Source organism: Streptomyces sp. NRRL WC-3549, assembly GCF_000721935.1.
GTDB lineage: Bacteria > Actinomycetota > Actinomycetes > Streptomycetales > Streptomycetaceae > Streptomyces.
The window spans coordinates 33426-45733 of sequence record NZ_KL585414.1; the positions used below are offsets into that span (position 1 = coordinate 33426).

General features: G+C 70.4%; 11 protein-coding genes and 1 pseudogene. 6 read left to right on the forward strand and 6 right to left on the reverse strand.

The window, feature by feature from the left end; genetic code table 11:
• Positions 1–40: 40 nt before the first annotated feature.
• The gene (locus IH13_RS0121385) at positions 41–472 is read right to left on the reverse strand and encodes a nuclear transport factor 2 family protein (RefSeq protein ID WP_031086823.1); all 432 of its coding nucleotides are present in this window, start codon (positions 470–472) and stop codon (positions 41–43) included.
• Positions 473–633: 161 nt separating this feature from the next.
• Here IH13_RS0121385 and IH13_RS0121390 point away from each other — a divergent pair, with 161 nt between their 5' ends.
• The 4 genes and pseudogenes from IH13_RS0121390 (at position 634) to IH13_RS38040 (ending at position 3165) form a co-directional block, all read left to right on the forward strand.
• Entirely contained in the window at positions 634–1419 is a 786-nt protein-coding gene (locus IH13_RS0121390) for an SDR family NAD(P)-dependent oxidoreductase (RefSeq protein ID WP_031086824.1), read from the forward strand.
• Positions 1419–2165, forward strand: coding sequence for an SDR family NAD(P)-dependent oxidoreductase (locus IH13_RS0121395; protein ID WP_031086826.1), 747 nt, complete (start codon positions 1419–1421; stop codon positions 2163–2165). The genes IH13_RS0121390 and IH13_RS0121395 overlap by 1 nt, the downstream gene beginning before the upstream one ends.
• A gap of 25 nt (positions 2166–2190) precedes the next feature.
• A complete protein-coding gene (locus IH13_RS45580) occupies positions 2191–2505 on the forward strand; it encodes an LLM class flavin-dependent oxidoreductase (protein ID WP_267883866.1) in 315 nt (104 codons plus the stop codon).
• A pseudogene (locus IH13_RS38040) lies at positions 2471–3165 on the forward strand (LLM class flavin-dependent oxidoreductase). The gene IH13_RS45580 and the pseudogene IH13_RS38040 overlap by 35 nt, the downstream one beginning before the upstream one ends.
• A 39-nt stretch (positions 3166–3204) precedes the next feature.
• Here the strand turns inward: IH13_RS38040 and IH13_RS0121405 are convergent.
• From IH13_RS0121405 to IH13_RS0121420, 4 genes are read right to left on the reverse strand one after another with little or no spacing between them, the layout of a single operon-like run.
• Complete coding sequence (locus tag IH13_RS0121405) at positions 3205–4158, reverse strand: aromatase/cyclase (protein WP_031086827.1); 954 nt, start codon at positions 4156–4158, stop codon at positions 3205–3207.
• Between the two features lie 34 nt (positions 4159–4192).
• Entirely contained in the window at positions 4193–4441 is a 249-nt protein-coding gene (locus IH13_RS0121410) for an acyl carrier protein (RefSeq protein ID WP_031086829.1), read from the reverse strand.
• Between the two features lie 41 nt (positions 4442–4482).
• Complete coding sequence (locus IH13_RS0121415; protein WP_031086832.1) at positions 4483–5709, reverse strand: ketosynthase chain-length factor; 1227 nt, start codon at positions 5707–5709, stop codon at positions 4483–4485.
• Positions 5706–6971: a beta-ketoacyl-[acyl-carrier-protein] synthase family protein gene (locus IH13_RS0121420; protein ID WP_031086835.1), complete on the reverse strand. Its 1266-nt coding sequence runs from the start codon at positions 6969–6971 to the stop codon at positions 5706–5708. Before IH13_RS0121420 ends, IH13_RS0121415 begins: the two co-directional genes overlap by 4 nt.
• A gap of 270 nt (positions 6972–7241) precedes the next feature.
• Between IH13_RS0121420 and IH13_RS0121425 the strand changes: the two genes are divergently transcribed.
• A complete protein-coding gene (locus IH13_RS0121425; RefSeq protein WP_234433346.1) occupies positions 7242–8294 on the forward strand; it encodes an NHL repeat-containing protein in 1053 nt (350 codons plus the stop codon).
• 1346 nt (positions 8295–9640) lie between these two features.
• On the forward strand, positions 9641–10150 hold the full coding sequence (locus IH13_RS0121430; RefSeq protein ID WP_031086838.1) for a DUF2798 domain-containing protein: 510 nt from the start codon (positions 9641–9643) through the stop codon (positions 10148–10150).
• Between the two features lie 282 nt (positions 10151–10432).
• On the opposite strand, the gene IH13_RS0121435 is transcribed toward IH13_RS0121430, so the two are convergent.
• Positions 10433–12160, reverse strand: coding sequence for a CocE/NonD family hydrolase (locus tag IH13_RS0121435; RefSeq protein WP_031086840.1), 1728 nt, complete (start codon positions 12158–12160; stop codon positions 10433–10435).
• Positions 12161–12308: the final 148 nt, after the last annotated feature.

Consider the following 12308-nt stretch of genomic DNA (forward strand, 5'->3'; position numbering starts at 1 on the left):
CGTTCGAGCCGCCCGCCGGTCGGGGTAGCCACTCCCCCGGTCAGAACATCTGGTCGTGCATCACCGTGCGCGAGCGGGTCAACACCCGGCCCTCCTCCCGAACGAGAACGTCGTGCACGACACAGCTCGGGGTGATCTCCGGTTTGCCGCCCGGCCGGACCGTGACCACCAGCGCGTACACGGTCGAGTCGATGGCACCGTCCTCCCGTGGTGTCAGGGCCACATGGTTGAACCAGTGGCGCCGACGAACCGGGTCGTCGTCGAACCGCTTGTGGAACCTGACCAGCTCCGCCACGATTCCCGCCCGGCCCACCGCGGGATCGGCCTGAGGCGAGTGCTGGAACGTGCCGCTCGGGGTGAACGTGGCGGCGTAGTCCTCGAAGCGGCCGCCGTCCAACGCCTGCATCTGGTGCGCGTAGAACTGGGTCACCTCCGTGTAGAGGTCGGTCGATACGTGGGTGGTGCCGGTCATCGGGTCCTCCGGGCGGCTCGGTGTGCGCTTCCTCCCGTTTACGCTGCCGGTCCCCGCTCGAAGGCCGCTCGACCGCGTCGGCTCATGCCGTGGTCCAGCCGGATTCTAGCCCGCGTCGCCAGAGTCACCGACGTCCACTTCACGGTGAAACTGGAGGAACCATGCCTGAGGCGAACAAGCCCGTAGCCCTGATCACGGGAGCTAGCAGCGGTATCGGGCTGGAGATCGCGACCCGTCTGGCCGGGCTGGGAGCACGGGTCTACCTGTGCGCGCGCAAGGGCGACGAGCTGGCCGACCGCGTCCGGGAACTCCGGGAGCGAGGGTACGACGCGGACGGCAGCGTCTGCGACGTCGCGGACCACGATCAGATCCGGTCGTTCGTGGCCGCGGCCGTGGAGCGCTACGGGCCGGTGGACATCCTGGTCAACAACGCCGGCCGCAGCGGTGGCGGCGCCACGGCCGAGATCCCGGACGACCTGTGGCTCGACGTCATAAACACCAACCTCAACAGCGTCTTCGTCATGACGAAGGAGGTCCTGAACACCGGCGGCATGCTCGCGCGCGGCCGCGGCCGCATCGTCAACATCGCCTCGACCGGCGGCAAGCAGGGCGTGGTCCACGCCGCCCCGTACTCCGCCTCCAAACACGGCGTCGTCGGCTTCACCAAGGCCCTCGGCCTCGAACTGGCCGCCACCGGCATCACCGTGAACGCGGTGTGCCCCGGCTTCGTCGAGACCCCGATGGCCGCGCGCGTACGCGAGCACTACGCCGCCATTTGGGATGTGAGCACGGACGAGGCCTTCGACCGCATCACCACGCGAGTGCCGCTGAAGCGGTACGTGGAGACGCGCGAGGTAGCGGCGATGGTCGAGTACCTGGTCGGTGACGACGCCGCCGCGGTCACCGCGCAGGCGCTCAACGTCTGCGGCGGACTGGGCAACTACTGATGAACACACCGCACTCCGCCCCGGTCGCGCTGGTCACAGGCTCCTCCTCGGGCATCGGGGAGGCGGTGGCCGGCCGGCTGGCCGCCGCCGGATACCGCCTGGTGATCAACTCCGCCCGTTCCGTCGAGAACGGGCGGAAGGTGGCGGCCGCCCTGCCCGACGCGGTCTACGTACGGGCCGACATCTCCGTGGAGGAGCAGGCCCGGCACCTGGTCGCGCGGACCGTCGAGGAGTACGGCCGGCTCGACGTCCTGGTCAACAACGCCGGGATGACCCGGCCGGTACCACACGCCGACCTCGAGGGAGCCACCCCGGAGCTCTGGCGAGACGTCTTCGCGCTGAACGTCTTCGGCACCTGGCAGACCACCGTGGCCGCAATGCCCCATCTCAGGGCGCACGGGAACGGCGCGGTGGTCAACGTCTCGTCCGTCGCGGGCAGCCGCCCCGCCGGCAGTTCGGTCCCGTACGCCGTCAGCAAGGCCGCCATCGAGCACATGACCCGCCTGCTGGCCAAAGTGTGCGGCCCGGAGGTACGGGTGAACGCCGTGGCACCAGGTCTGGTCGAGACCCCCTGGACACGGGACGAACCCTTCTTCGCCCCTATCGCGGACATGGTCCGGCAGACCACACCGCTGCGCCGCGTCGGCACGCCGCAGGACATCGCCCAGGCGGTCCTGGAACTGGTCGGGTCCACGTACACGACCGGACAGGTGCTGCTGGTCGACGGCGGCGCCCACCTCATCTGAACGACGGCCCTGCCGAGGAGTTGGCATGCGACTTGCCGCAAACCTGACCTACGAGGGCGCGGGCGACCTGGCTCGCGCCGCAGAACGGCTGGGCTACGCCATGGTCCTGGCCCCCGAGGGCTACCGCTCGGACGCCGCCAGTGTGCTGGGCCTGGTCGCCGGGCAGACCTCGACGATCACCCTGGCCTCGGGCGTGATGCAGATCCCCGGCCGTCCGCCGGGGATGGCGGCGCTCACGGCCGCCATGTGTATAAGAGACAGGGCTCGGCGTCTCCAACCCCGATGTGTCGCGGGGCTGGTACGGCGTGCCCTTCGGCGCACCGCTGGCCCGCACCCGTGAGTACGTCGAGATCGTGCGGCGGGCGCTGACGGGCGATCCGGTGACGTTCGAGGGCAGGCACTTCCGGCTGTCCGCCGAGGACAGCGGGGCGCCACTGCACCTGCTCACCGAACCGCCCGGCCGCCGCGTCCCCGTCTACCTGGCGGCGGTGGGCCCCCGCGCGCTACGGCTCGCGGGAGAGATCGCCGACGGCTGGATCGGGGTGTTCACCTCGCCGGAGGCGGTCGCCGACGCCCTGGTCGAGATCCGGGGCGGCCGCCGGTCGGCGGGGATGTGTATAAGAGACAGGATCCGGACACGGCGGTGGACGCCTTGCGCGGACAGTACGTGTACCTGCTGGGCATCGGTGACCTCGAGCGGAACTTCTACTGCGCGCTGGCGCGCCGGATGGGGTTCGGGGACGAGATCGCCGTCATGCGGGAGCGGCTCGCGGCCGGCGACCGGGCCGGGGCGGCCGCCGCGGTACCGCCGGACCTCATCGACCGCACGGCCCTGGTCGGACCGGTTCCCAGAATCGCCGAGCGGATGCGCGCCTACGCGGACGCCGGTGTCACCACGCTCGGCGTGATGGTGTCGGCGGCGGCCACGTCCCTGGACGGCCGGCTGGAGATCCTCGCCGCCGCCGCCGAGGCGCTGGAACTCTCCGGCACGGCCGGCTGACGGGTCCCGGCCGGCGGACCGCGGGCGCCGGGACCCGGCTCACGGTCGGCCGACGGCGGTCCGGGCGTGCTCGGCGGCCCTCGTCAGCGTGGCCAGGCTGTTGCGGCCGAGAGCCTCCCGTACGTACGCGCGGCCGTCGGCGACCGTGGCGCCCGAGCCGAGGACCGTCTCCAGGCCGTCCGGGTCGAGCGCCACCGTGTGCCGGGCGGTGGCGACCGGCCCGTCCGGCCCGTCGGAGAACGTCCACAGGCCGCTGTGGCCCGCCAGCAGCGCCGGCGTCACCCGCTGCTTGTACGCGATCCACTCCGGGTCCCGGCAGACCCGCACCGACCCGGTGGTGTGCCGCGACCCGTCGGCCGTGACCGTGTCCATCTCCAGGTCCTGGATTCCGGGGGCGTCCTCGGTGAGCCGCACGCGTTCCACATGCGGCAGTCGCTCCGCCCAAAGCTCGGCACGGCGGACGAACCCGTACGCCTCGGCGGCCGGTCCGGTGTGTTCCAGCCGGTCGGTGAAGGAGAAGACCAGGTCCGCCACGGGGTACCCCCGCCCGGCGACCCGGGCGAGCGCCGCCAATTCCGCCTCGCTGTTCCGGTCCAGCGCCGCGTTGACCGAGGCGACCGCCTCCGGATCGTCGTCGACGACAGTGAAGTCGTGCAGGAGGACGACCTCGGTGTCGCCGCCGGGCAGTTCCCGCAGGGCCCACTCGCCTTCCATCGACGCGACCGGCGGACGGCTGTGGTCCTGTCGGAAGGTGACCCGCAGCCCCGCCGGATCCAGGGTGCGGCAGGACGTCCACCGGCTGATTCCGTCGCCGACGGTCGCCCAGATCTCGAAGCGCTCGGCGCGTTCGCCGCGCTCCAGATGACGGACGTGCACCGTGGGGCCGAACACCGCCGGCCACAGGGTCACGTCCGCGATCACGGCGTACAGCTGCGCCGCGGGCGCGGAAACGACCAGGCTGTGCTCGGCGCGATGCCGCTTCAGTGCTGACAAGGGTGCTCCTCCGGTTGGTGATGAGCCGCGCGGCTCAGCTCGCGTTCGCAGACACGCTGTTGACGAGGTCGAGCAGCTCGCGGGGGGTCCGGGTCTCCGCGACCGCCTCCTCGGATAGCTCCACGCCGAACTCGCGCTCGATGGCGGCCACGCTCTCCATGAAGGCCAGCGAGTCGACTCCCAGATCCGCGAATACGGTGTCCGCGGCGCGGTCGTCCAGTTCGGCGACCTCCTCCTCGCCGGTACTGGCCACGAGAATTCGCCTCAGATCGCCGAAGTTCATGATCGACACAGTGTTCTCCCTATTGCTGAGGAATCGAGCGGTTAGTGGTTCGCCCTGGTCACGACAACGGCCGAGTTGAAGCCGTGCCTGCCCCGCGCCAGGACCAGCGCGGCACCGACCGGCAGGGGGCGGGGCTCGTGCAGCACGAGATCGAGGCCGTACGCGTCGGGCACGCGTGTGGTGTGCGGGGTCATGGGGACCACACCGTCCCGGATGGACAGCAGCGCGGTCACGACGTCCATCGGGCCGCCCCCCGCGTGCAGTCGACCGATGAGGGCCTTGGGGGCGGTGACCGGGACACCCCGCGGGCCGAAGATCCCGGCGATGGCTTGGGCCTCGGCCAGGTCCCGCTCCGGCAGACCGGACGCGTCGGCGAACACCACGTCGATGTCGTCCGGTGTCAGGCCCGCGTCGGCCAGCGCCAGTTCCGCCGCCCGGTGCAGGCCTGGCGGGCGCCCGGACCCCGGCGGCGGGTCGAAGGTCGAGGCATGGCCGGCGATCCGGCCGTAGATCCGGGGCGCGCCACGCTCCCCGGCGGACCGCTCGTCCTCTAGGACGAGGAGGGCACCGCCCTCGCCAGGGACGTGACCGGAGGCGTCCACGTCGAAGGGCAGGTAGGCGCGGGTCGGATCGGGGACCGTGCTGATCCCGCCCCCGGCCAGCTGAGAGGCCCAGCCCCACGGGTCGAGGGCCGAGTCCACCCCTCCGGCCACCATGAGCGCGGTGCCGCGCCGTACCGCCCTGCGGGCGTTGCCGAGGGCGTCGAGCCCGCCCGCCTGCCCGGCGACCACGGCCGATCCCGGTCCGCGCATGACGTTGCGGATCGAGATCTGCCCGGTGTTCACGGCGTAGAACCAGGCGAAGGACTCGTAGACACTGACGAATTTCGGCCCCTGTGTCCACAGCTTCCGGAACTCCCGGTGCGTGAAGTCGAAGCCGCCCTGGGCGGTGGAGGTGGCCACCCCCATGTCGTAGTCGGCGAGTTCCTCCGGAGCGGTTCCCAGACCGGCATCGGCCAGCCCCCAGTCGGTGGCGACGAGGGCGTACCGGGTGGAGATGTCGGTCTGCGCGAGCAGTCGGCCGGGCAGGTGCTCGGCTGCGTCGAAGTCCTCGATCTGTCCGGCCAGCCGGGCGGGATACGACGTGCTGTCGAACCTGGTCAGCTCGCCGATGCCATGCCGGCCCGCCAGGACCGACTTCCAGTACGTGTCGATGCCCAGGCCGTTCGGGGCCGCCACCCCGAGGCCGGTGACCACGACCGCCGTCATGCCGTCAGCTCCGGGGTGTGCAGCACCATCGCGCTCTGGAAGCCGCCGAACCCGCTGCCCACCGTGAGCACGCTGTCCACCCGCTGCTCCCGGGCGGTCAGCGGTACGTAGTCCAGGTCGCATTCGGGGTCCGGAGTGTGCAGGTTCGCTGTGGGGGGCACCACGCCGTGCTCGATGGCCAGCAGCGACGCGGCGATCTCGATCGAGCCGATCGCGCCCAGCGAGTGCCCCACCATCGACTTGATCGAGCTGACCGGGACATCGTAGGCGTGCGGTCCGAGCACGCGCTTGAAGGCCGCCGTCTCGTGGCGGTCGTTCTGCTTCGTGCCGGAGCCGTGCGCGTTGACGTAGTCCACCGCGGTGCGGTCGAGACGTGCCAGGTCCAGTGCCGTCCGAATGGCCTCCGCCATCTCACGTCCGTCCTTCTTCAATCCGGTCATGTGGTACGCGTTGCAGCGCGTCGCGTATCCGCCGATCTCGGCGTAGACGTGCGCGCCGCGGGCCCGGGCGGACTCGTATTCCTCCAGGACGAACACGGCGGCGCCCTCGGCGAGCACGAAACCATTGCGCGTGCCGTCGAAAGGCCGAGAGGCGTGCTCCGGGTCGTCGTTGCGGTTGGAGGTCGCCTTGATCGCGTCGAAGCAGGCCACGACGATCGGTGAGACCGGGGCGTCGGTGGCGCCCGCGACGGCCACGTCGATCGTGCCCTCTTGGATGAGCTGAGCGGCGTGTCCGACCGCGTCGATGCCGGAGGTGCAGCCGTCGGAGACCATGGTCACCGGGCCCTCGGCGCCGATCTCCCAGGCAAGTTCGGCCGGCATCACGCCGGGGCTGAGGTAGTCGGCCATGTACGGGGACAGGTGCGCCGGGTCGACCTCCCACTCCCGGCCCGCGTCGGAGAGGACGAGGTACTCCTGCTCCAGGCTGGTGGCGGAGGCGACGGCGGTGCCCAGGCTCACCCCGATCCGGTGCGGATCGAGCTCACCGGGTGCCAGGCCGCTGTCGGCGACGGCGTCACGGGCGCAGGCGACCGCGAACTGCGTGGCCCGGTCCATCCGGCGGACCTGACGTGGCGTGAGTCCCTCGGCCACGGGGTCGAAGGCGACTTCCCCGGCGATCCGGGAGCGGAACGGAGAAGCGTCGAAGAGGGAGATCGGACGCGTGGCCGTCCGTCCTGCGGTCAGCAGCTCCCAGAACTCCTTCGCGCCGTTTCCGCCCGGGGCGCGGACCCCGATCCCGGTGACGACCACACGGCGCGTCACGGCCGGCCCCCCGGGCAGGCCCTCCGGAGACGAGCACTCCGGTCCTTGGAGATCATCTCAGCGTGTTCCTTTCGCCTGCGCCGCTCGGGCTGCGCTATCCCCGCGGGGAGTGGCCCCCCGGACGCCCAGGCTGCGGCGCACGGCTCAAGCGACGGTTGAAGCCGGATAGGGCACCGCGGGGCGACCGCCGGAGCGCCGTGGTGCAGACCTGCGATGAGGCCGGACTTGAGCCGTTCTCAGGCGGACAGGACCAGAGTGCCGCTCATGGAGATGATGAACAGACAAGCGATAGAACGCGCGCACGCGATGAGAGCCGGGCAGCCCCTTGCCGACCGGGCGACCGTACGGGGCTCGGGTCCGGGCGTTCGGCGACGGCGCCTGCTCGGCATCGGAACCGCTCTCGGCGCCGCCGTGCTGGCCGGCGGGCGACCAGCCGCCGCGCAGACCGAGCGGCGGCGCGCGGAGGACTGGCCCACGACCCTGCACCTGCCGGACGGGTTCCATCCGGCGGGCATCGGAATCGGGCCCGCCCCGTACGCGTACTTCGGCTCCCTGCTTGGTGGGGACGTCTACCGCGTCCGGCTGGCCACCGGCGACGGGACGCTGATCCACCCCGGCTTCGGCGAAGGACACTACGCTGCCGGCCTCCGGGTCGACGGCCGCCAGCGGCTGTTCATCGCGGGAGGCTGGGGACGGACGATCACCGTCATGGACGGTGTCACCGGGCGGGTGCTCCGGACGTACGACGTCGGGGTCGCCGACACCTTCGTCGACCACGTCGTCCTGACCCCCCGTATGGTGTGGTGCACCGACGCCTTCGCCGGACAGCTCTACGGACTTCCCCTCGGCCCCGACGGCGAGCTGCCGCCACGGGACGGGGTGGTGACGCTGTCGCTGTCCGACGAATGGGAGCAGGGGCCGCTGGACGGACTCACGGCAACGGGCATCGCGGCCACGCCGGACGGCAGGGCGCTGCTGGTGGTCAACATCCACGCCCAAGGAGGAAGCCTGTTCCGGGTGGATCCCGCGACGGGCCGGGCGCGGAAGGTCGACCTCGGAGAGGCCCGGCTGCGCACGACCAACGGCATCCTCGTGCACGGGAGCACCCTCTACGCACCTACGGTCTCCGACCTCGCCGTCATCCGCCTGGACCACACCGGGCACTCCGGCCGCCTGGTGCGTACGGTCACCGACCCCCGTTTCGACACCCCCGTCGCGGCCGACGTGTACGGGAACCGGCTCTACATCACCAACGCCCGCTTCCCTCTCCCACCGACTCCACAGACGCCGTACAACGCCATGGCGATCCCAATCCCTCGCTAGGACCCGTCTGACTCCCGGGTGCTGAGGTCTACCGGAATCCGGAACCGAACTGTCCCCTCCAGCCGTCACGCCGACCCAGACGAACTCAGGCGCGTGGCACTGAGCCTCTTCCAACCTGCTGGCTTGGCGCGACCCGCCAGAAGCGCGAGACCATGCCCCCAAGTCAGGCCAGGACCCAAGCCGAAGCATGGACCGGCTGGGCGACAGCACGCGTGGGGCGCCTCGGCTCGCTGAACACACCGTCCCGGCTGCCCGACATCCCCGAACCACGAGCCGACGATCTCAGGCCCTTTCTCGGGCAATGGAGCCCATACGGCCCCTGACGCAACATGCGCCGGCCCCCCAGTGTCACGGAACGTCACTACCGAGAAGCCGGTGGGGCAGGGGTAGCCAACAGCTCGGCAGCCAATGCCCCAGCCACTTCGGGGTGCCTCCGGCCACACAGCTGAGGACTCCATCCGACGATCACCAAGTACGCATGATGGCCCATCAGAGATCGCGCCGTCCGTGCGTCAAACGTGCGTCACGTGCGTCGAATATGCGTCAAGATATCGCACCTAACGCATGTAACGCCCATAACGCACACTACGAGAAACGGCAGGTCAGCGGCCCTTTTCAGCAGGCTCAAGGATCGCGACGCACTCGACATGCTGGGTCATCGGAAAGATGTCCGGATTCCCTCGCCCAGGAAACCTGCAGGTCACACCCCCTCTCGCGCGCGTCAGAACGCCCTGGCGGGGACCGGAGCGTCATACGAGCGTCACGGCCGCGCCCCGGCTCACGGCCCTCCTCCTCGTCCCCGCCCCGGCCACCTCAGCCGCGTCCTCCGGGACCGACCGCCGAGCAGTCAGTCAGCCAAGGGCCCCGATCAGGGAACCCGGGACCCCGTCGGCAAGGCGTGGACGCGCGACGCGCGCCTCGCTGCGAGCAGCCCGGAGGGCCGAGGCGCGCGAAGACGAGCTGAGGGCGGGCCGAAGCCGCTCTCGAACAGGGAGAACCCATGATCAGAAACTGGCCGACCACGCCTGCCACGGTGGGCTGGTCCAAGTACTCGGCTTGGTGGACGAGGCGGCCGCTTGCCGTACCGCTGCCGCGGGACCGCCAACGGTGACGCCATGCCGCCAAGCAGTTTCACAAGTCTCAGGGCCGAGCCCTGCCGTAGGAATGGGCATCGGCCGCACAGCGCCATCCTCGCGCGAGACAGACGCAGCGGTCCTGTATTCTTGGTTGCGAAGTCCGGCGCGTACAAGCATTTCGAAACAGCGCCCGCCTCCCGAGCCGACTCGGGAGACGGGCGCTGTTTTTTTTATGGCCGGTCTCCGTATCGAGCGACGAGGAACTGCACTGTGAGCGACAGCCCTTTTCACACCCACCTGCCACGCAACCCGAAGGAATCCGTAGCGTTCATGCTGGTCATCGCCATAATCTCAGTGAACACCATCCCTGTGGTGATCGGCGGCCTGACCTCCGGCTTCACCCTGGCCATGTGGACCGGCCTGCTGCAGATGATGCCGGCCCTGCTGATCGCGGTCGTGGTCGTCGTCCTGCTGACGATGAAGCCCGCCCAGCTGCTCACCTCACGATTCGTGCGCCCGGGCGACAGCTTCCGCGCCCACATGGTTTTGCACACGCTGTGCAGCGTGCTGCTGATCTCCCTCGTGATGACGGTGGTCGGCACGTGGATCGGCGCGCGGCGGATCTCCACCGAACCCCTGGAGCAGTTCGCACACCTGTGGCCGCGGAACTGCACCATCGCGTTCCTCATCGAGGCGCTGCTCGCCCAGCCGGTCGCCCGGCAGGTCATGCGCCTCCATCACCAGCGCGTCGACGCCCGCGCCGCGCTCGCAGCGGCCTGACGTCCCCGGAGTGACGCCCGGACGGCCATACGGAAGGCGTCGCCACGACGGTCGGCGCGGCCCCTCGGAAGGGGCCGCGCCGGTCGTTCGCGCAGCGCCGCGCTCCGCTGGATGCGAGCGGCGGTCAGGTCGTGCGTCGACCCGGCAATGCCGGCAAGGTCCACAGAGCCTCCGGATCACCAGGGCCTTGTGCCGGCCTGCGTCCACCACTTGGCTCGCACACCTCGGCCCCATCTAGCTGCGAAATCCCCGCTGCAGCACCAGCATGAGGTGGAAAGAAGCTCACTGCAGAGCCGTGGTCGTGAACGGCAGCACCAGCCGGGAGGGGTGCGCGGCGTCCCGGTAGATCTTGTGGGTGACGGGACGGCCCACCGGCAGGTGGAAGGCGTCCGGTGGCAGCAGCGCGTTGTGCTCGTCGGCCAACGGCTCGTCGTTGGACAGCTCCACGACCAGCCGGTGCCCCGGCAGGACGGTTGCCGCGAACGGGTAGACCCGCAGCACGTACTCCTCGATCTTCCCCGGTTCGACCGGCACCGCTCGAGTGTGCGGATGGTGCGGGTCGCCCTCGGTGGTGCGCTCCTCGTCCAGCTCGCGGTGCGACGCCTTGAGGTAGGCGGTCGTGATGAGCTGCCGCTTGCCGCCGGGGGCCTCGTCCCACATGCGCAGGATGAAGTTGGTGTCGGGCTGGTCGATCTCGGCGAACAGGTGTGCCGCGCCCTGGCCGATCATCTCGGTGGGCTCGGTGAACGGCTCGGTGGACCAGCTGAGGATCTCCACCTTGTCGGTGACGGTCAGCGGCGCCTGGTAGAAGCCGTCGGGCACGGCGTGCTCGGCGCCCATCGCCTCGGGCTCGAAGGACAGCTTGTGCCGGGGGCGCAGATAGAGCGGGCGGTATTCGGCGTCCTTCGGCGGCCACTGGGCGCCGGTGACGTACTGCCGGGAGCCCTCGACGTGCACGGTCACCGTCGGCTCGCCCATGATCCCGTTGTCGACGCCCTTCAGCCAGTACTCGTACCAGCGGAACATCTTGTCGTGCTCTTCGACGAAGGGCCGCGACTGCATGGGCGGGTAGGGGCCGATGTCGAGCTTCTTGGGACCCTTGAGCGCGTGGAAGAGCTCGATGGTGCCGTCCATCGTCCAGCCGCGGCCCTGGTCGATCTGGAGCCAGACCGGGATGTCGATGTCCGGCGCGAGGGTGATCGGGTTGCGCTCCTCGTACCACTCGCCGTCGAGGTCGTTCATCACGATGTCGAACCACGCCTCGTGGTTCTTGGGGTAGTTGAGGACATGGACCAGGTTGGGCCAGGCGGCCACGTCCGGGTCCTTCAGGCGTTCGGCGACGCGCTTCTTGATCTCCTCGGGTGAATACGTCTCCAGCATGCGGGACGTGACCCCGTCGGTGAAGGCCCAGCCGGAGTCGCCGCCGCGGCCCTCGCGGGCGGCGCGGGGCATGAACCACATGACGCCGCCGTGGTACGTGGTTTCGTAGAAGTCGTAGTGGCCACCGCTGACGAAGATGGCCTTGAGGGACGGCGGGCGCTCGGCGGCGGCCAGTACCTGCATCGAGCCGAAGTAGGAGATGCCGATCATGCCGACGTTGCCGTCGCACCAGGGCTGGGCCGCGACCCACTCGATGAAGTCGTAGGCGTCCTGCCCCAGCGAGACGCCGCCGGCGTTGTAGTTGCCGATGTGCTCGCCCTCGGAGGCGCCGGAGCCCCGCAGGTCCCCGATGACGTGGACGTACCCCTCCTTGACGACGCGCGCGATGTCGCCGGCCTCGATGCAGCCGTCCCACATGGGGCTGGGCCGGCGCTGCGGCGGGGTGGTCAGCGCGAGGGCCTGGAGCTCCTTGCCGTACGGGCTCAGGGCCACGAGCGCGGGCCGTGGGGTGTCGTCGACGCCGCTGTAGGTGTCGGCCGCGAGGGTCACGCCGTCGCGCATCGGGACACGGAGGTCCTTGCGGACGGCAATGCTCTGTGCGCCCGCGCGGATCGTCTGGGGGTCGGTCATGAGGGGGTGCTCCTGAGTCACGAATTCTGGTCGCGCAGGCGGTAGCCGTGCATCGAGGTGAAGAACGGCGACGGCTCCAGCGTGGGGTCGCCGGTGTAGCCGAGTTCCTCGGCGGCGGGGGCGAACGGCGAGTACGGGGAGTCCGTCC